20 protein-coding genes are annotated in these 16,834 nt (G+C 51.5%); 14 read left to right on the plus strand and 6 right to left on the minus strand.

The annotated features are described in order from the left end of the window. Nucleotides 1–21: 21 nt before the first annotated feature. Entirely contained in the window at nt 22–654 is a 633-nt protein-coding gene (gene crp, locus AABJ99_RS02095; RefSeq protein WP_000242755.1) for a cAMP-activated global transcriptional regulator CRP, read from the minus strand. 302 nt (nt 655–956) lie between these two features. Here crp and yhfA point away from each other — a divergent pair, with 302 nt between their 5' ends. After that, nucleotides 957–1,361 (plus strand): OsmC family protein, encoded by a 405-nt coding sequence (yhfA, locus tag AABJ99_RS02100; RefSeq protein WP_001148911.1) that lies wholly within the window; start codon nt 957–959, stop codon nt 1,359–1,361. A 54-nt stretch (nt 1,362–1,415) separates the two neighbouring features. Here yhfA and prkB read toward each other — a convergent pair whose 3' ends face one another. From prkB to yheS, 4 genes are read right to left on the minus strand one after another with little or no spacing between them, the layout of a single operon-like run. Next, the gene (gene prkB / locus AABJ99_RS02105) at nt 1,416–2,285 is read right to left on the minus strand and encodes a phosphoribulokinase (protein WP_032185285.1); all 870 of its coding nucleotides are present in this window, start codon (nt 2,283–2,285) and stop codon (nt 1,416–1,418) included. A gap of 53 nt (nt 2,286–2,338) precedes the next feature. Next, nucleotides 2,339–2,557 (minus strand): YheU family protein, encoded by a 219-nt coding sequence (gene yheU, locus AABJ99_RS02110; protein WP_000907089.1) that lies wholly within the window; start codon nt 2,555–2,557, stop codon nt 2,339–2,341. Beyond that, nucleotides 2,551–3,573, minus strand: a complete 1,023-nt coding sequence (gene yheT, locus AABJ99_RS02115) for a hydrolase (protein ID WP_039020596.1) — start codon at nt 3,571–3,573, stop codon at nt 2,551–2,553. The genes yheU and yheT overlap by 7 nt, the downstream gene beginning before the upstream one ends. Then, nucleotides 3,573–5,486 (minus strand): ABC transporter ATP-binding protein, encoded by a 1,914-nt coding sequence (yheS, locus tag AABJ99_RS02120; RefSeq protein ID WP_039020595.1) that lies wholly within the window; start codon nt 5,484–5,486, stop codon nt 3,573–3,575. The genes yheT and yheS overlap by 1 nt, the downstream gene beginning before the upstream one ends. A gap of 130 nt (nt 5,487–5,616) precedes the next feature. Between yheS and kefG the strand changes: the two genes are divergently transcribed. The 4 genes from kefG to slyD all read left to right on the plus strand — a co-directional run bounded on the left by kefG (nt 5,617) and on the right by slyD (nt 8,868). Beyond that, a complete protein-coding gene (gene kefG, locus AABJ99_RS02125; RefSeq protein WP_001297514.1) occupies nt 5,617–6,168 on the plus strand; it encodes a glutathione-regulated potassium-efflux system ancillary protein KefG in 552 nt (183 codons plus the stop codon). After that, nucleotides 6,168–7,973: a glutathione-regulated potassium-efflux system protein KefB gene (gene kefB / locus AABJ99_RS02130; RefSeq protein ID WP_039020594.1), complete on the plus strand. Its 1,806-nt coding sequence runs from the start codon at nt 6,168–6,170 to the stop codon at nt 7,971–7,973. Before kefG ends, kefB begins: the two co-directional genes overlap by 1 nt. Nucleotides 7,974–7,982: 9 nt before the next feature. Then, nucleotides 7,983–8,183 carry a YheV family putative zinc ribbon protein gene (gene yheV / locus AABJ99_RS02135; protein WP_001007734.1) on the plus strand — a complete coding sequence of 67 codons (201 nt, stop codon included), beginning with the start codon at nt 7,983–7,985 and terminating at the stop codon, nt 8,181–8,183. A gap of 94 nt (nt 8,184–8,277) precedes the next feature. After that, complete coding sequence (gene slyD, locus AABJ99_RS02140; RefSeq protein WP_000861334.1) at nt 8,278–8,868, plus strand: peptidylprolyl isomerase; 591 nt, start codon at nt 8,278–8,280, stop codon at nt 8,866–8,868. A gap of 48 nt (nt 8,869–8,916) precedes the next feature. On the opposite strand, the gene slyX is transcribed toward slyD, so the two are convergent. Continuing rightward, entirely contained in the window at nt 8,917–9,135 is a 219-nt protein-coding gene (slyX, locus tag AABJ99_RS02145) for a protein SlyX (RefSeq protein WP_001153615.1), read from the minus strand. Between the two features lie 220 nt (nt 9,136–9,355). Between slyX and fkpA the strand changes: the two genes are divergently transcribed. The 9 genes from fkpA (at nt 9,356) to tuf (ending at nt 16,630) form a co-directional block, all read left to right on the plus strand. Next, entirely contained in the window at nt 9,356–10,168 is an 813-nt protein-coding gene (gene fkpA / locus AABJ99_RS02150; protein ID WP_000838261.1) for an FKBP-type peptidyl-prolyl cis-trans isomerase, read from the plus strand. A gap of 166 nt (nt 10,169–10,334) precedes the next feature. Continuing rightward, on the plus strand, nt 10,335–11,057 hold the full coding sequence (gene yheO, locus AABJ99_RS02155; RefSeq protein ID WP_000091466.1) for a helix-turn-helix transcriptional regulator: 723 nt from the start codon (nt 10,335–10,337) through the stop codon (nt 11,055–11,057). Next, the gene (tusD, locus tag AABJ99_RS02160) at nt 11,057–11,443 is read left to right on the plus strand and encodes a sulfurtransferase complex subunit TusD (protein WP_039020593.1); all 387 of its coding nucleotides are present in this window, start codon (nt 11,057–11,059) and stop codon (nt 11,441–11,443) included. Before yheO ends, tusD begins: the two co-directional genes overlap by 1 nt. Next, the gene (gene tusC / locus AABJ99_RS02165; RefSeq protein ID WP_000820714.1) at nt 11,443–11,802 is read left to right on the plus strand and encodes a sulfurtransferase complex subunit TusC; all 360 of its coding nucleotides are present in this window, start codon (nt 11,443–11,445) and stop codon (nt 11,800–11,802) included. Before tusD ends, tusC begins: the two co-directional genes overlap by 1 nt. Before the next feature lie 7 nt (nt 11,803–11,809). Continuing rightward, nucleotides 11,810–12,097: a sulfurtransferase complex subunit TusB gene (tusB, locus tag AABJ99_RS02170; RefSeq protein ID WP_039020592.1), complete on the plus strand. Its 288-nt coding sequence runs from the start codon at nt 11,810–11,812 to the stop codon at nt 12,095–12,097. Between the two features lie 125 nt (nt 12,098–12,222). Then, complete coding sequence (rpsL, locus tag AABJ99_RS02175; RefSeq protein ID WP_000246815.1) at nt 12,223–12,597, plus strand: 30S ribosomal protein S12; 375 nt, start codon at nt 12,223–12,225, stop codon at nt 12,595–12,597. 96 nt (nt 12,598–12,693) lie between these two features. Continuing rightward, nucleotides 12,694–13,164: a 30S ribosomal protein S7 gene (rpsG, locus tag AABJ99_RS02180; RefSeq protein WP_001138043.1), complete on the plus strand. Its 471-nt coding sequence runs from the start codon at nt 12,694–12,696 to the stop codon at nt 13,162–13,164. Nucleotides 13,165–13,260: 96 nt separating this feature from the next. Beyond that, nucleotides 13,261–15,375, plus strand: coding sequence for an elongation factor G (gene fusA / locus AABJ99_RS02185; protein ID WP_001603897.1), 2,115 nt, complete (start codon nt 13,261–13,263; stop codon nt 15,373–15,375). Nucleotides 15,376–15,445: 70 nt separating this feature from the next. Further along, nucleotides 15,446–16,630 carry an elongation factor Tu gene (gene tuf, locus AABJ99_RS02190; protein WP_000031783.1) on the plus strand — a complete coding sequence of 395 codons (1,185 nt, stop codon included), beginning with the start codon at nt 15,446–15,448 and terminating at the stop codon, nt 16,628–16,630. Nucleotides 16,631–16,834: the final 204 nt, after the last annotated feature.

Below are 16,834 nucleotides of genomic sequence, written 5' to 3' on the forward strand. Positions count from 1 at the left end.
TAACGCGCCACTCCGACGGGATTAACGAGTGCCGTAAACGACGATGGTTTTACCGTGTGCGGAGATCAGGTTCTGATCTTCCAGCATCTTCAGAATGCGCCCCACGGTTTCACGAGAACAGCCGACAATCTGACCGATTTCCTGACGGGTAATTTTGATTTGCATACCGTCCGGGTGAGTCATGGCATCCGGTTGTTTTGCCAGGTTCAGCAGAGTCTGTGCAATGCGGCCCGTCACGTCGAGGAACGCCAGGTTGCCCACTTTCTCTGAAGTGACTTGCAAACGACGCGCCATCTGTGCAGAAAGACGCATCAGAATGTCCGGGTTTACCTGAATCAATTGGCGAAATTTTTTGTATGAAATTTCAGCCACTTCACAGGCGGTTTTCGCACGTACCCATGCGCTACGTTCCTGGCCTTCTTCAAACAGGCCCAGTTCGCCAATAAAATCACCCTGATTCAGATAGGAGAGGATCATTTCTTTACCCTCTTCATCTTTGATCAGCACTGCCACAGAGCCTTTAACGATGTAGTACAGCGTTTCCGCTTTTTCACCCTGGTGAATAAGCGTGCTCTTGGATGGGTACTTATGAATGTGGCAATGAGACAAGAACCATTCGAGAGTCGGGTCTGTTTGCGGTTTGCCAAGCACCATGCGCGGTTATCCTCTGTTATAAGCTTTCTCCAGAGCCAGAAAACGCCGCTGTCTCTGGATTGCCGAAATTGTGCTTCCCGCTACCTGGGAAGGGGCTATCAACTGTACTGCACGGTAATGTGACGTCCTTTGCATACATGCAGTACATCAATGTATTACTGTAGCATCCTGACTGTTTTAGCATAGCTTTCGCTTTGTGTCTCCTGGTGTCTCGCTTCAGCATGACCCAGGTCGCCTTCCGTTGCGCGATTTGGTTAGTACGCGTACTCTGTCAGGAAAATTGACGCAGTGGAGTAGCAAAAATGCAAGCGCGAGTGAAGTGGGTCGAAGGGTTAACTTTTCTGGGCGAATCCGCCTCTGGTCACCAGATTTTAATGGATGGCAACTCAGGCGATAAAGCGCCAAGTCCGATGGAAATGGTGTTGATGGCGGCGGGGGGCTGTAGCGCCATCGATGTGGTTTCTATCCTGCAAAAGGGGCGTCAGGATGTGGTCGATTGTGAAGTAAAATTGACCTCTGAACGCCGCGAAGAGGCACCACGCCTGTTTACGCACATTAATCTGCATTTTATCGTCACCGGTCGCGACCTGAAAGACGCAGCGGTTTCGCGTGCGGTAGATCTCTCTGCCGAGAAATATTGTTCAGTGGCGTTGATGCTGGAAAAAGCGGTGAATATTACTCACTCGTATGAAGTGGTTGCCGCGTGATTTGATGTCAGGAGTACGATGCCGGATAATTGTTTATCCGGCATATTAGCAGAGTTACTCGATTTTCTTTCCTTCCATCAATCGTTGCACCAGTGGCAGCATAATTAACTCCATTGCCAGACCCATTTTACCGCCCGGCACCACTAATGTATTGATGTGGGAAATGAATGAGCCCTGCAACATCGCAAGCAGCCAGGGGAAATCGATCCCTTCCAGATTACGAAAATGGATCACCACAAAGCTTTCATCCAGCGACGGGATAGCTTTTGCCGCGAACGGGTTTGAGGTGTCAACGGTGGGGACGCGCTGGAAGTTAAGATGGGTGCGGGAAAACTGCGGTGTGATGTAGTTGATATAGTCTTCCATTGAGCGCACTACTGAGTCCATCACTGCTTCTCGTGAGTGCCCGCGCTCGCTGGTGTCGCGGATCAGTTTTTGAATCCACTCCAGGTTAACGATAGGCACCACGCCAACCAGTAAATCCACATGTTGCGCAACGTTATGATGTGGTGTGACCACGCCGCCGTGTAGCCCTTCATAAAACAGTACATCAGTGGGTTCCGGTAAAGGTTGCCATGGGGTGAATGTTCCCGGCACCTGATTCCACGGTACCGCTTCGTCGTACGTATGCAGATATTTGCGTGATTTTCCTTTGCCGCTCTGACCGTATTCAATGAAGGTTTGTTCCAGCAGGCCGAAGTCGTTCGCTTCGGGGCCAAAGTAGCTGATATGCCGCCCGGCATCACGCGCCTTGCGGATCGCCATGTCCATTTCCGGGCGCGTGTAACGGTGAAAACTGTCGCCTTCCACCTCAGCTGCATGCAGATTTAACTGCGCGAATATTTTACGAAACGCGAGACTGGTGGTGGTGGTCCCCGCGCCGCTGGATCCTGTTACCGCAATGACCGGATGTTTGGCAGACATAGTAACTCCATGACTTAGCTATCATTATTATCTCGTCCGCCGACGGCTGCAGGTTATTCGCGAAACTGACTGCGCGGCATGATATTGACCGTTTCGTGCAGCTCCGACCATACCAGCACCGCTTCTCCGCACTGTAGCTGGCGTTTGACGTCGGCGACTTTCTGTTCAAGTGTACGCTCATGTTCACCATAATCGGTGCCTTCGCGTAACACAAAACTTTCAATTAAATTTTCCAGCGTTTCGGGGGAGAGTTCTTGCCACGGAATCAACATGATTTCGCCTCCAGATACGTTGTTAACCAGTCAGGAATGCGTGACTCCAGCCACATTTGCGGATGAAGTAATGTACCGCCAAGAAAGCCAACATGACCACCATGTTCAGTCAGTTGATACTCCACCTGCGGGGGGAGATTTTCCGGTTTCGGGATCACCTGATGATCCATAAACGGATCGTCTTTGGCGTGAATAATCAGTGTCGGTTTGGCGATCTGGTTCAGCATCGGCATGGCGCTACACTGACGATAATAGTCGATAGCGTCAGCGTAGCCATGAATTCTGGCGGTGATCAGATCGTCAAAATCACGGATGCGACGTACCGATTTTAACTGTGCGAGATTAATCGGCAGCGTACCGGGATAGGCTGCCAGTTTGCGCGCAGCATTGGCTTTTAACAGGTTCAGCAAGTAACGCTGATAAACGCGGGAAAAGCCCTTTTCCATATGATAACTACAGGCTTCCAGCATAAATGGCGCGGAGACAATTACCGCTGCATCAATCGGGAGGTTATTACCTTCTTTTGCCAGCAAACAGGCGAGCATATTACCGCCGAGCGAATAGCCGACGGCAGCCGTTGGCGCATGTCCAAATTCGCGCTGCAGCCAGCGTAAAAACCAGCTGGCGTCTTCGGTTTCGCCCGAATGGTAAATGCGGTGCATACGGTTTGGTTCACCGCTGCATCCGCGAAAATGCATCACCACGCCCAGCCAGCCGCGTTTTTGCGCCGCCTCGACCAGACCGTGGGCGTAAGGGCTATTGAGGCTGCCCTCCAGCCCGTGAAACACCACTAAACGCGGTTTATGGTTCGCCTGGGCAGGGTCTTCACTCCATGCGAGATCGACAAAATCGCCGTCGGGCAACTCCAGTCGCTGCCAGTGCGGGGTGAATTTCACCTTGCGACGAAACAGACGCGGCAGCATGGTTTGCAGATGACAATTGCTAAAGCCGCGCATAGGGGTGAATTCAGCACTGTTGCTGAATTCATTGGCATCGGTCGTCGTTATCTGCGCCATCAGTTGCTTTGGCCTTCCAGCAGCATCTGCTCAAGCTGCTCCTGGGCTTCCAGCCACGCCATTTCGCACTCTTCCAGGCCGGATTTGGCGCTGGCTTGCTGTTGCAGGCAGGCGGTCAACTCCGCTTTACGGCTTTGATCGTACAGTTCGCTGTCGCTGAGTTTCTCTTCCGCCTGCGCCAGTTGCGCGTTCAGCTTCTCCATCTCTTTTTCCAGACGGGCGATTGCTTTACGCAGTGGCTGGGTTTGCGCACGCAGCTCCGCTTCCCGACGCTTCTGGTCTTTACGTGCCTGGGCGCTGTTCGCGTTCTCTTTTGGCGCGTCGTCTGTCTGGTTTTCCTGCTTTTGAACGTCGCTCAACCACTGTTGATAATCTTCCAGATCGCCGTCGAACGGTTCGACTTTACGATCGTGAACCAGATAGAGATCGTCAGTGGTGGAACGCAACAAATGGCGGTCGTGCGAAACGACAACCAATGCGCCTTCAAACTCGATCAACGCTTCAGTCAGTGCCTGGCGCATGTCGAGGTCAAGGTGGTTAGTCGGTTCGTCGAGCAGCAGTAGATTCGGACGCTGCCAGACGATTAATGCCAGCACCAGGCGGGCTTTTTCCCCACCGGAGAAACGGCGCGTTTCTTCCGTCACTTTATCGCCCTGGAAACCAAAGCCGCCGAGGTAATCACGCAGTTTTTGTTCTAGTTCCTGCGGTGCTAAACGTGCCAGATGTTGAATAGGCGATTCGTCGGCGCGTAGATATTCCAGTTGATGCTGGGCGAAGTAACCGAGTTTGATCCCTTTCGCCAGGCCAATTTCACCGCTGACTGGCGCAAGCTCTCCGGCTAACAGTTTGATTAATGTCGATTTACCCGCGCCATTGCGGCCTAACAGACCAATGCGCGAACCCGGCACCAGATTCAGTTTAATCGAGTCGAGAATAATGCGATCGCCATAACCTGCGCTGACCTTTTCCATTTTCAACAACGGATTAGGCAGGCTTTCCGGCGCGCGGAAGCTAAAACGGAACGGGTTGTCGACGTGCGCTGGGGCAATCAACTCCATACGCTCGAGCATCTTAATACGGCTCTGGGCCTGCTTCGCTTTGGTGGCTTTGGCACGGAAACGGTCGATATAACTTTGCAGATGTGCCACGCGCTCTTGCTGGCTTTCATACATCGCCTGTTGCTGTGCCAGACGGGTAGCACGCTGCACTTCAAACGAGCTGTAGTTGCCGGTGTACTCGAACATGTTTTGTTGTTCGATATGAATAATTTTATCAACGATCGGATCGAGGAAGTCGCGGTCGTGGGAGATCAGGATCAGCGTGCCCTGATAGCTCTTCAGCCATTTTTCCAGCCAGATAACAGCATCGAGATCGAGGTGGTTAGTTGGTTCGTCGAGCAGCAGCAAGTCTGAACGGCAAATCAGCGCCTGGGCGAGGTTAAGACGCATACGCCAGCCACCGGAGAAATCACTTACCGGGCGCTCCAGTTGTTCATTGCTGAAACCGAGGCCGTGCAGCAGGCTGGCGGCGCGGGAGCGAATGCTCCATGCGTCAATAGCATCCAGCTTGCCATGAATGGTCGCAATGGCGTGCCCGTCGTTACGTTCGTTGGCGTCGTGTAGCTGCGCTTCCAGTTGACGATATTCACGGTCGCCGTCAATGACATATTCCAGCGCCGCTTGCGGTAGCGCTGGTGTTTCCTGATTCACCCACGCCAGTTGCCAGCTTCCTGGAAAGGTGTAGCTGCCGCCGTCGGCGCTGATTTCATTTTTCAGCAATGCCAGCAGGGTAGATTTACCACAGCCGTTTTTACCCACCAGGCCGACTTTCTGACCGGGGTTGATGGTGGCGGTGGCATTATCCAGCAGGACGCGCACGCCGCGACGAATTTGTAACGAGGAGAAAACAATCATAAGGCGCCGTATGTTCAGACTATGTTAACTTATCATTATGATAATGTAATGTATGGGCGAGCTGCCGCACCGGGCGCAATGGTAGCCCAAAACAGCGACTATACACAAAAACCATACCGGGAGGGGGATGATGTCTCAGCCAGCGAAAGTTTTGCTGCTGTATGCCCATCCGGAATCTCAGGACTCGGTGGCAAACCGGGTACTGCTTAAACCGGCCACGCAGCTCAGCAATGTTACCGTGCACGACCTTTATGCGCACTATCCCGATTTTTTTATTGATATCCCCCGTGAGCAGGCATTACTTCGCGAGCACGAGGTGATTGTCTTTCAGCACCCTCTTTATACCTATAGCTGCCCGGCGCTACTGAAAGAGTGGCTGGACCGGGTATTAAGCCGTGGTTTTGCCAGCGGGCCGGGAGGAAACCAACTGGCGGGAAAGTACTGGCGTAGCGTGATTACCACCGGCGAGCCGGAAAGTGCTTACCGTTATGACGCATTGAATCGCTACCCGATGAGCGATGTTCTGCGCCCCTTTGAGCTGGCGGCGGGCATGTGCCGGATGCATTGGTTAAGTCCCATCATTATTTACTGGGCGAGACGGCAAAGCGCACAGGAGCTGGCAAGTCACGCCAGAGCCTACGGTGACTGGCTGGCAAATCCGCTGTCTCCGGGAGGCCGCTGATGGAAGGTTCCGATTTTTTACTCGCGGGAGTGCTGTTTCTCTTCGCGGCGGTGGCTGCGGTGCCGCTGGCATCGCGGCTGGGTATTGGCGCTGTGTTGGGATATTTGCTGGCAGGGATTGCAATTGGCCCGTGGGGGCTGGGTTTTATTAGCGACGTCGATGAGATCCTCCACTTTTCGGAACTCGGCGTGGTGTTCCTGATGTTTATCATCGGCCTTGAGTTGAATCCCTCCAAGCTTTGGCAACTGCGGCGTTCGATTTTTGGCGTAGGCGCGGCACAGGTGCTGTTAAGCGCGGCGTTGCTGGCGGGATTATTGATGCTGACGGATTTCGCCTGGCAGGCGGCGGTGGTCGGTGGCATTGGCCTTGCGATGTCTTCCACTGCAATGGCGTTGCAACTGATGCGTGAGAAAGGGATGAATCGCAGCGAATCTGGACAGCTAGGTTTTTCGGTTTTGCTGTTTCAGGATCTGGCGGTGATCCCCGCGCTGGCGTTAGTACCGCTGCTGGCGGGTTCGGCAGACGAACATTTCGACTGGATGAAGATCGGCATGAAGGTGCTGGCGTTTGTCGGCATGCTGATTGGGGGGCGCTATTTACTGCGTCCGGTATTCCGTTTTATTGCTGCTTCTGGTGTGCGGGAAGTGTTCACCGCCGCGACACTGCTGCTGGTGTTGGGTTCCGCATTGTTTATGGATGCGCTGGGGTTGTCGATGGCGCTCGGTACGTTTATTGCGGGCGTGCTGCTGGCGGAAAGTGAATATCGCCATGAGCTGGAAACGGCTATCGATCCGTTCAAAGGCTTGCTGCTCGGACTGTTTTTTATCTCTGTCGGCATGTCGCTCAACCTCGGAGTGCTTTATACCCATCTGTTGTGGGTAGTGATAAGCGTGGTTGTGCTGGTGGCGGTGAAAATTCTCGTGCTGTATTTGCTGGCGCGGCTGTATGGCGTGCGTAGCTCAGAGCGGATGCAGTTTGCTGGCGTGTTGAGTCAGGGCGGCGAGTTTGCCTTTGTCCTCTTTTCTACCGCTTCTTCACAACGCTTATTCCAGGGCGACCAGATGGCGCTATTGCTGGTGACGGTGACGCTTTCCATGATGACCACGCCGCTGCTGATGAAGCTGGTGGATAAATGGCTATCCCGCCAGTTTAACGGACCGGAAGAAGAAGACGAAAAACCGTGGGTCAACGATGATAAACCCCAGGTCATAGTCGTGGGCTTCGGACGTTTTGGGCAGGTGATTGGTCGTTTGTTGATGGCAAATAAAATACGCATTACCGTGCTGGAGCGGGATATCAGCGCCGTTAACCTGATGCGCAAATATGGCTACAAAGTTTATTACGGCGACGCCACGCAGGTAGATCTTTTACGTTCTGCGGGTGCAGAGGCCGCTGAGTCTATCGTCATTACCTGTAACGAGCCGGAAGACACCATGAAGCTGGTGGAAATATGCCAACAGCACTTTCCGCATTTACATATTCTTGCGCGAGCGCGCGGACGTGTGGAAGCGCATGAGTTATTACAGGCAGGGGTGACGCAGTTTTCTCGTGAGACATTCTCCAGTGCGTTAGAGCTGGGGCGCAAAACGCTGGTCACGCTTGGCATGCATCCGCATCAGGCACAGCGGGCACAACTGCATTTTCGTCGCCTGGATATGCGAATGTTGCGGGAGCTCATACCGATGCATGCCGATACCGTACAAATTTCTCGCGCCAGGGAAGCCCGACGCGAACTGGAAGAGATTTTCCAGCGTGAAATGCAACAAGAACGACGCCAGCTGGATGGCTGGGATGAATTTGAGTAGAGGATAACGATGGCAATCCGAAAACGTTTTATTGCGGGAGCAAAATGTCCGGCCTGTCAGGCGCAGGATTCAATGGCGATGTGGCGCGAAAATAATATTGATATTGTTGAATGCGTTAAGTGCGGACACCAGATGCGAGAAGTCGACAAAGAAGCCCGCGATCATGTTCGCAAAGATGAGCAAGTGATCGGGATTTTTCATCCGGACTAGCGATATGCGCCGAGATTTTTTAAGCTAGTGAGTACACGGCTGCAGAATTCCGCTACAATCTGCGCCACTATTCTTCCCATGCTCAGGAGATATCATGAAAGTAGCAAAAGACCTGGTGGTCAGCCTGGCCTATCAGGTACGTACAGAAGACGGTGTGTTGGTTGATGAGTCTCCGGTGAGTGCGCCGCTGGACTACCTGCATGGTCACGGTTCCCTGATCTCTGGCCTGGAAACGGCGCTGGAAGGTCATGAAGTTGGCGACAAATTTGATGTCGCTGTTGGTGCGAACGACGCTTATGGTCAGTACGACGAAAACCTGGTGCAACGCGTTCCTAAAGACGTATTTATGGGCGTTGATGAACTGCAGGTTGGTATGCGTTTCCTGGCTGAAACCGACCAGGGTCCGGTACCGGTTGAAATCACTGCGGTTGAAGACGATCACGTCGTGGTTGATGGTAACCACATGCTGGCCGGTCAGAACCTGAAATTCAACGTTGAAGTTGTGGCGATTCGCGAAGCGACTGAAGAAGAGCTGGCTCATGGCCACGTTCACGGTGCGCACGATCATCACCACGATCACGACCACGACGGTTGCTGCGGTGGTCATGGCCACGATCACGGTCATGAACACGGTGGCGAAGGCTGCTGCGGCGGTAAAGGTAACGGCGGTTGCGGTTGCCACTAATACCGAAAAAGTGACAAAAAAGCGGGGAATCCCCGCTTTTTTTACGCCTCAATAATGTGGCGGTGGCGTTTCTTCAGCCTGCGACGCGATGTTCGACGGCTGGCTGGCTTTTAGCTTCTCGGTCAGCAGACGCAGATGATCGCGCAGTTTCGCCATCTCCATTTCATGAGCGGTCACCGTGACGTTCAGTTCTTCAATGGTGATTTCCTGAAAAGCCAGTCGGCTCTCCAGCTCTGCCAGGCGTGCTTCCAATGATAAATCCTGCATGATTCACCTCTTTTGTCGAATGGTCGCCGCGGATTCTACTTAACTTTGCTGCCCGAGACAGCACTCATTTCGCGGTCATCGAAACTAATTTAAACAAAAAGAGTCTGAAAATAGATGATAATAGGGCGTGTCTGTATGTAGATTTGTTCGACAACGCTTTATAGTACCCTTCTGATAATAGTTAACCCTGGGGTGAGATGCCCCGATCCTGGAGATATGGATGAAATCACTGTTTAAAGTAACGCTGCTGGCGACCACAATGGCCGTTGCCCTGCATGCACCGATCACTTTTGCTGCTGAAGCTGCAAAACCTGCTACAACTGCTGACAGCAAAGCAGCGTTCAAAAATGACGATCAGAAATCAGCTTATGCACTGGGTGCTTCGCTGGGTCGTTACATGGAAAACTCTCTTAAAGAACAAGAAAAACTGGGCATCAAACTGGATAAAGATCAGCTGATCGCGGGTGTTCAGGATGCATTTGCTGATAAGAGCAAACTCTCTGACCAAGAGATCGAACAGACACTGCAAGCATTCGAAGCTCGCGTGAAGTCTTCTGCTCAGGCGAAGATGGAAAAAGACGCGGCAGATAACGAAGCGAAAGGTAAAGAGTACCGCGAGAAATTTGCCAAAGAGAAAGGTGTGAAAACCTCTTCAACTGGTCTGGTTTATCAGGTAGTAGAAGCCGGTAAAGGCGAAGCACCGAAAGACAGCGATACTGTTGTCGTGAACTACAAGGGTACGCTGATCGACGGTAAAGAGTTCGACAACTCTTACACCCGTGGTGAACCGCTCTCTTTCCGTCTGGACGGTGTTATTCCGGGTTGGACAGAAGGTCTGAAGAACATCAAGAAAGGCGGTAAGATCAAACTGGTTATTCCACCAGAACTGGCTTACGGCAAAGCGGGTGTTCCGGGGATCCCACCGAATTCTACCCTGGTGTTTGACGTAGAGCTGCTGGATGTGAAACCAGCGCCGAAGGCTGATGCAAAGCCGGAAGCTGATGCGAAAGCCGCAGATTCTGCTAAAAAATAAGCATTAAGAACCGCCGCCTGACCAGGCGGCGGTTTTTTTATTGCAGGCCGGATATAATTAGTGCTGGAAAGCGGAACCTCCGCTGTATTAATTTAGTTACCCGCATCATTAATGAGCCTGCCCTGAAAAGTTAACGACAGGCTCCTGAAAAGGAGTGTTTTTTTTCATGTCCAGGTCGCTTTTAACCAACGAAACCAGTGAGTTGGATTTACTGGATCAACGTCCTTTCGACCAGACCGATTTTGATATTCTGAAATCCTACGAAGCGGTGGTGGACGGGTTAGCGATGCTTATTGGCTCCCACTGTGAAATCGTTTTGCACTCTTTGCAGGATCTAAAATGTTCAGCCATTCGCATTGCTAACGGTGAACATACAGGCCGGAAGATTGGTTCGCCAATTACCGACCTGGCGCTACGTATGCTGCACGATATGACGGGAGCGGATAGCAGCGTTTCTAAATGCTACTTTACTCGCGCCAAAAGCGGCGTATTAATGAAGTCCCTGACTATCGCGATTCGTAACCGCGAACAGCGTGTAATTGGTCTGCTGTGCATCAATATGAATCTTGATGTTCCCTTCTCGCAGATTATGAGCACTTTTGTGCCGCCAGAAACCCCGGATGTCGGTTCAAGCGTCAACTTTGCCTCTTCTGTTGAAGATCTGGTTACCCAAACGCTGGAGTTCACCATCGAAGAAGTGAATGCCGATCGCAATGTTTCTAATAACGCCAAAAATCGTCAGATCGTGCTAAATCTCTACGAGAAAGGGATCTTCGATATTAAAGATGCGATCAACCAGGTTGCTGACCGCCTGAACATCTCCAAACACACTGTCTATCTCTACATCCGCCAGTTCAAGAGCGGTGATTTCCAGGGGCAAGATAAGTAATGCGTTTTGCCATCGTGGTGACCGGACCAGCATACGGTACGCAACAGGCGAGTAGTGCTTTTCAGTTTGCGCAGGCGCTGATAGCAGAAGGCCATGAACTAAGCAGCGTCTTTTTCTATCGGGAAGGGGTCTATAACGCTAACCAATTGACCTCACCGGCAAGCGACGAATTTGACCTTGTGCGTGGCTGGCAACAGTTGAATACGCAACATGGTGTGGCGCTGAATATCTGCGTAGCGGCAGCATTACGCCGTGGTGTTGTTGATGAAACGGAGGCCGGAAGACTGGGGCTGGCTGCGTCAAACCTTCAGCCGGGATTTACCTTAAGTGGACTTGGCGCGCTGGCGGAAGCCTCGCTGACCTGTAACAGGGTGGTACAGTTCTGATGAAACGAATTGCGTTTGTTTTTTCTACTGCGCCTCATGGTACCGCTGCAGGCCGGGAAGGTTTAGATGCTTTACTGGCAACTTCCGCATTAACTGACGATCTGGCTGTCTTCTTTATTGCTGATGGCGTTTTTCAGCTGTTGCCAGGACAAAAGCCCGATGCAGTGCTGGCGCGTGATTACATTGCCACTTTTAAATTGTTGGGTCTGTACGACATTGAACAGTGCTGGGTTTGTGCGGCTTCACTGCGCGAACGCGGGTTAGATCCGCAGACCCCCTTTGTTGTCGAAGCCACGCCGCTCGAAGCAGATGCCTTACGCCGCGAACTCGCCAACTACGATGTTATTTTGAGGTTTTGAGGCGTTTATGCTGCACACATTACATCGTTCACCCTGGCTGACGGATTTTGCTGCGCTGTTGCGTCTACTCTGTGAAGGCGACGAACTGCTATTATTGCAAGATGGTGTAACTGCCGCAGTTGACGGTAACCGCTACCTTGAAAGTCTGCGTAATGCCCCCATTAAGGTCTATGCCCTGAACGAAGACCTTATTGCCCGCGGTTTGACTGGTCAAATTTCGAACGACATCATTCCCATTGACTATACTGATTTCGTCAGACTTACGGTTAAGCACTCCAGCCAGATGGCCTGGTGATGGCGGGATCGTTGTATATTTCTTGACACCTTTTCGGCATCGCCCTAAAATTCGGCGTCCTCATATTGTGTGAGGACGTTTTATTACGTGTTTACGAAGCAAAAGCTAAAACCAGGAGCTATTTAATGGCAACAGTTAACCAGCTGGTACGCAAACCACGTGCTCGCAAAGTTGCGAAAAGCAACGTGCCTGCGCTGGAAGCATGCCCGCAAAAACGTGGCGTATGTACTCGTGTATATACTACCACTCCTAAAAAACCGAACTCCGCGCTGCGTAAAGTATGCCGTGTTCGTCTGACTAACGGTTTCGAAGTGACTTCCTACATCGGTGGTGAAGGTCACAACCTGCAGGAGCACTCCGTGATCCTGATCCGTGGTGGTCGTGTTAAAGACCTCCCGGGTGTTCGTTACCACACCGTACGTGGTGCGCTTGACTGCTCCGGCGTTAAAGACCGTAAGCAGGCTCGTTCCAAGTATGGCGTGAAGCGTCCTAAGGCTTAATGGTTCTCCGTTAAGTAAGGCCAAACGTTTTAACTTAAATGTCAAACTAAACTCGTAGAGTTTTGGACAATCCTGAATTAACAACGGAGTATTTCCATGCCACGTCGTCGCGTCATTGGTCAGCGTAAAATTCTGCCGGATCCGAAGTTCGGATCAGAACTGCTGGCTAAATTTGTAAATATCCTGATGGTAGATGGTAAAAAATCTACTGCCGAATCTATCGTATACAGCGCGCTGGAGACCCTGGCTCAGCGTTCTGGTAAATCTGAACTGGAAGCATTCGAAGTAGCTCTCGAAAACGTGCGCCCGACTGTAGAAGTTAAGTCTCGCCGCGTTGGTGGTTCTACTTATCAGGTACCAGTTGAAGTCCGTCCGGTTCGTCGTAATGCTCTGGCAATGCGTTGGATCGTTGAAGCTGCTCGTAAACGCGGTGATAAATCCATGGCTCTGCGCCTGGCGAACGAACTTTCTGATGCTGCAGAAAACAAAGGTACTGCAGTTAAGAAACGTGAAGACGTTCACCGTATGGCCGAAGCCAACAAGGCGTTCGCACACTACCGTTGGTAATCCCTTCGGAGTTTTAGTCACCAGGCGGGCGCTTCCAGTAAGCAGCCCGCTTTGGGCTACTTAAATTGAACGCCTAAAAGATAAACGAGGAAACAAATGGCTCGTACAACACCCATCGCACGCTACCGTAACATCGGTATCAGTGCGCACATCGACGCCGGTAAAACCACTACTACCGAACGTATTCTGTTCTACACCGGTGTAAACCATAAAATCGGTGAAGTTCATGACGGCGCTGCAACCATGGACTGGATGGAGCAGGAGCAGGAACGTGGTATTACCATCACTTCCGCTGCGACTACTGCATTCTGGTCTGGTATGGCTAAGCAGTATGAGCCGCATCGCATCAACATCATCGACACCCCGGGGCACGTTGACTTCACAATCGAAGTAGAACGTTCCATGCGTGTTCTCGATGGTGCGGTAATGGTTTACTGCGCAGTTGGTGGTGTTCAGCCGCAGTCTGAAACCGTATGGCGTCAGGCAAACAAATATAAAGTTCCGCGCATTGCGTTCGTTAACAAAATGGACCGCATGGGTGCGAACTTCCTGAAAGTTGTTAACCAGATCAAAACCCGTCTGGGCGCGAACCCGGTTCCGCTGCAGCTGGCGATTGGTGCTGAAGAACATTTCACCGGTGTTGTTGACCTGGTGAAAATGAAAGCTATCAACTGGAACGATGCTGACCAGGGCGTAACCTTCGAATACGAAGATATCCCGGCAGACATGGTTGAACTGGCTAACGAATGGCACCAGAACCTGATCGAATCCGCAGCTGAAGCTTCTGAAGAGCTGATGGAAAAATACCTGGGTGGTGAAGAACTGACTGAAGAAGAGATTAAAGGTGCTCTGCGTCAGCGCGTTCTGAACAACGAAATCATCCTGGTAACCTGTGGTTCTGCGTTCAAGAACAAAGGTGTTCAGGCGATGCTGGATGCGGTAATTGATTACCTGCCATCCCCGGTTGACGTACCTGCGATCAACGGTATCCTGGACGACGGTAAAGATACTCCGGCTGAACGTCACGCAAGTGATGACGAGCCGTTCTCTGCTCTGGCGTTCAAAATCGCTACCGACCCGTTTGTTGGTAACCTGACCTTCTTCCGTGTTTACTCCGGTGTGGTTAACTCTGGTGATACCGTACTGAACTCCGTGAAAGCTGCACGTGAGCGTTTCGGTCGTATCGTTCAGATGCACGCTAACAAACGTGAAGAGATCAAAGAAGTTCGCGCGGGCGACATCGCTGCTGCTATCGGTCTGAAAGACGTAACCACTGGTGACACCCTGTGTGACCCGGATGCGCCGATCATTCTGGAACGTATGGAATTCCCTGAGCCGGTAATCTCCATCGCAGTTGAACCGAAAACCAAAGCTGACCAGGAAAAAATGGGTCTGGCTCTGGGCCGTCTGGCTAAAGAAGACCCGTCTTTCCGTGTATGGACTGACGAAGAATCTAACCAGACCATCATCGCGGGTATGGGCGAACTGCACCTCGACATCATCGTTGACCGTATGAAGCGTGAATTCAACGTTGAAGCGAACGTAGGTAAACCGCAGGTTGCTTACCGTGAAACTATCCGCCAGAAAGTTACCGATGTTGAAGGTAAACACGCGAAACAGTCTGGTGGTCGTGGTCAGTATGGTCATGTTGTTATCGACATGTACCCGCTGGAGCCGGGTTCAAACCCGAAAGGCTACGAGTTCATCAACGACATTAAAGGTGGTGTAATCCCTGGCGAATACATCCCGGCCGTTGATAAAGGTATCCAGGAACAGCTGAAAGCAGGTCCGCTGGCAGGCTACCCGGTAGTAGACATGGGTGTTCGTCTGCACTTCGGTTCTTACCATGACGTTGACTCCTCTGAACTGGCGTTTAAACTGGCTGCTTCTATCGCCTTTAAAGAAGGCTTTAAGAAAGCGAAACCAGTTCTGCTTGAGCCGATCATGAAGGTTGAAGTAGAAACTCCGGAAGAGAACACCGGTGACGTTATCGGTGACTTGAGCCGTCGTCGTGGTATGCTCAAAGGTCAGGAATCTGAAGTTACTGGCGTTAAGATCCACGCTGAAGTACCGCTGTCTGAAATGTTCGGATATGCAACTCAGCTGCGTTCTCTGACCAAAGGTCGTGCATCATACACCATGGAATTCCTGAAGTATGATGAAGCGCCGAGTAACGTTGCTCAGGCCGTAATTGAAGCCCGTGGTAAATAAGCCTAAGGGTTAATACCAAAGTCCCGTGCTCTCACCTGAAGGGGAGAGCACTATAGTAAGGAATATAGCCGTGTCTAAAGAAAAATTTGAACGTACAAAACCGCACGTTAACGTTGGTACTATCGGCCACGTTGACCACGGTAAAACTACTCTGACCGCTGCAATCACCACCGTACTGGCTAAAACCTACGGCGGTGCTGCTCGTGCATTCGACCAGATCGATAACGCACCGGAAGAAAAAGCTCGTGGTATCACCATCAACACTTCTCACGTTGAATATGACACCCCGACCCGTCACTACGCGCACGTAGACTGCCCGGGGCACGCCGACTATGTTAAAAACATGATTACCGGTGCTGCTCAGATGGACGGCGCGATCCTGGTAGTTGCTGCGACTGACGGCCCGATGCCGCAGACTCGTGAGCACATCCTGCTGGGTCGTCAGGTAGGCGTTCCGTACATCATCGTGTTCCTGAACAAATGCGACATGGTTGATGACGAAGAGCTGCTGGAACTGGTTGAAATGGAAGTTCGTGAACTTCTGTCTCAGTACGATTTCCCGGGCGACGACACTCCGATCGTTCGTGGTTCTGCTCTGAAAGCGCTGGAAGGCGACGCAGAGTGGGAAGCGAAAATCCTGGAACTGGCTGGCTTCCTGGATTCTTACATTCCGGAACCAGAGCGTGCGATTGACAAGCCGTTCCTGCTGCCGATCGAAGACGTATTCTCCATCTCCGGTCGTGGTACCGTTGTTACCGGTCGTGTAGAACGCGGTATCATCAAAGTTGGTGAAGAAGTTGAAATCGTTGGTATCAAAGAGACTCAGAAGTCTACCTGTACTGGCGTTGAAATGTTCCGCAAACTGCTGGACGAAGGCCGTGCTGGTGAGAACGTAGGTGTTCTGCTGCGTGGTATCAAACGTGAAGAAATCGAACGTGGTCAGGTACTGGCTAAGCCGGGCACCATCAAGCCGCACACCAAGTTCGAATCTGAAGTGTACATTCTGTCCAAAGATGAAGGCGGCCGTCATACTCCGTTCTTCAAAGGCTACCGTCCGCAGTTCTACTTCCGTACTACTGACGTGACTGGTACCATCGAACTGCCGGAAGGCGTAGAGATGGTAATGCCGGGCGACAACATCAAAATGGTTGTTACCCTGATCCACCCGATCGCGATGGACGACGGTCTGCGTTTCGCAATCCGTGAAGGCGGCCGTACCGTTGGCGCGGGCGTTGTTGCTAAAGTTCTGGGCTAATTACACGTTAATTAGTTTCGAATTAAAAAGGGCGCTTCGGCGCCCTTTTTGCATTTGTTGACTGCATATCTTATTCGTCCTGTCAGAACGAATAAATTATTCATATTTAAAATATAAATTAAATTTAATATCTTAAATATGAATGTTTCTGTTTTTAAAATGCTTCTTTTGTCAGGCTTTTTTCTTATTTTTAATGCCGTAATT

The organism is Escherichia coli, from assembly GCF_036503815.1.
GTDB classification, from domain to species: domain Bacteria; phylum Pseudomonadota; class Gammaproteobacteria; order Enterobacterales; family Enterobacteriaceae; genus Escherichia; species Escherichia coli_F.

Excerpts from the sequence above, each read along its gene's own strand:
- yheV (WP_001007734.1), top strand. The coding sequence starts at position 7,983 with ATGGCAATCCGAAAACGTTTTATTGCGGGAGCAAAATGTCCGGCCTGT.
- yheT (WP_039020596.1), bottom strand. The coding sequence starts at position 3,573 with ATGGCGCAGATAACGACGACCGATGCCAATGAATTCAGCAACAGTGCT.
- rpsL (WP_000246815.1), top strand. The coding sequence starts at position 12,223 with ATGGCAACAGTTAACCAGCTGGTACGCAAACCACGTGCTCGCAAAGTT.
- yheS (WP_039020595.1), bottom strand. The coding sequence starts at position 5,486 with ATGATTGTTTTCTCCTCGTTACAAATTCGTCGCGGCGTGCGCGTCCTG.
- kefG (WP_001297514.1), top strand. The coding sequence starts at position 5,617 with ATGTCTCAGCCAGCGAAAGTTTTGCTGCTGTATGCCCATCCGGAATCT.
- tusD (WP_039020593.1), top strand. The coding sequence starts at position 11,057 with ATGCGTTTTGCCATCGTGGTGACCGGACCAGCATACGGTACGCAACAG.
- prkB (WP_032185285.1), bottom strand. The coding sequence starts at position 2,285 with ATGTCTGCCAAACATCCGGTCATTGCGGTAACAGGATCCAGCGGCGCG.
- yheU (WP_000907089.1), bottom strand. The coding sequence starts at position 2,557 with ATGTTGATTCCGTGGCAAGAACTCTCCCCCGAAACGCTGGAAAATTTA.
- tusC (WP_000820714.1), top strand. The coding sequence starts at position 11,443 with ATGAAACGAATTGCGTTTGTTTTTTCTACTGCGCCTCATGGTACCGCT.
- slyD (WP_000861334.1), top strand. The coding sequence starts at position 8,278 with ATGAAAGTAGCAAAAGACCTGGTGGTCAGCCTGGCCTATCAGGTACGT.
- kefB (WP_039020594.1), top strand. The coding sequence starts at position 6,168 with ATGGAAGGTTCCGATTTTTTACTCGCGGGAGTGCTGTTTCTCTTCGCG.
- fkpA (WP_000838261.1), top strand. The coding sequence starts at position 9,356 with ATGAAATCACTGTTTAAAGTAACGCTGCTGGCGACCACAATGGCCGTT.
- crp (WP_000242755.1), bottom strand. The coding sequence starts at position 654 with ATGGTGCTTGGCAAACCGCAAACAGACCCGACTCTCGAATGGTTCTTG.
- fusA (WP_001603897.1), top strand. The coding sequence starts at position 13,261 with ATGGCTCGTACAACACCCATCGCACGCTACCGTAACATCGGTATCAGT.
- tusB (WP_039020592.1), top strand. The coding sequence starts at position 11,810 with ATGCTGCACACATTACATCGTTCACCCTGGCTGACGGATTTTGCTGCG.
- yheO (WP_000091466.1), top strand. The coding sequence starts at position 10,335 with ATGTCCAGGTCGCTTTTAACCAACGAAACCAGTGAGTTGGATTTACTG.
- yhfA (WP_001148911.1), top strand. The coding sequence starts at position 957 with ATGCAAGCGCGAGTGAAGTGGGTCGAAGGGTTAACTTTTCTGGGCGAA.
- rpsG (WP_001138043.1), top strand. The coding sequence starts at position 12,694 with ATGCCACGTCGTCGCGTCATTGGTCAGCGTAAAATTCTGCCGGATCCG.
- slyX (WP_001153615.1), bottom strand. The coding sequence starts at position 9,135 with ATGCAGGATTTATCATTGGAAGCACGCCTGGCAGAGCTGGAGAGCCGA.